At 71.6% G+C, this 816-nt stretch carries 1 pseudogene; it reads left to right on the top strand.

Features of this window, described 5'->3' with window-relative positions:
- Positions 1-305: 305 nt before the first annotated feature.
- Positions 306-816: pseudogene (locus FNQ90_RS25390) on the top strand (hypothetical protein); the annotation flags it as partial.

Genomic DNA, 816 nt, shown 5'->3' with positions numbered 1-816 from the left:
CTCTTCTCCTCTCTCCCCGCTCTCCTTCCCCACACTCCTTCCCCCGGGGACCGGAGTCCCTCCCCCCGGGGAGGCGAAAGTCCCCCGTTCCCGGGAAGTTCGGCGGGGTACGGCGATCCGAAGGGCTCATGTGACGCACGCTATCCGGTCGTTTCCGGCACACGCGCCCGGGTTCTCACCCGGATGCCGTACAGTCCACTCCGACGCGCCTCACCCTTTCGAGTGAGGTGCGGAATGTTTCACCCTGCCGTGATCAGTTACGGCCGGACCGCAGTCGTCGAGTTTCCAGGAGGACGGTGCCGCCGATGGGACGCCACCGCCGATCCGCTCCCGGAAGGGGCACGCACCGCAAGCAGGCACCGGCGAGAGCCGGCCTGTTGGGCGTCTCCGCCGCACTGACGGTGGGCGCCGTCGCCGCGGGCGCGGGAGTCCTGCCCGGGGCGTCCGAGCGCTTCACCCTGGACGATCTGCACACCTTCCAGGCGGGCGGCGACCGCTCCGACAACATTCCCGGCACCCCCTCCATCCAGGGCGGTCGGGAGAGCGGGGAGAGCGCCGATCGCGGCGAGGAACGCCCCTCGCTTCCCTCGGCCTCCCCCTCCGAAACCGTGGAGGAGAAGGAGACCGGGAAGGACGTCGAGGAGGTGGAGGAGGAAGCGGAGGAGACCGAGGAGCCGAAGGACACCCCGGAGCCGGAGCCCACTCCGGAGGCCGGCACTCCCTCCGCGACCCCGGAACCCGCGCCCGGCACCACGACTCCCGGGCCGAGCACCTCCTCCCCCGAGGCCTCTCGCAGCGCGAGCCCGTCCACGCAGC

The sequence above is a fragment of the Streptomyces alkaliphilus genome (genome assembly GCF_014141535.1).
GTDB lineage: Bacteria > Actinomycetota > Actinomycetes > Streptomycetales > Streptomycetaceae > Streptomyces > Streptomyces alkaliphilus.
Note: the sequence above shows the minus strand (reverse complement) of the source record. Positions and strands in the feature narration are given on the sequence as shown.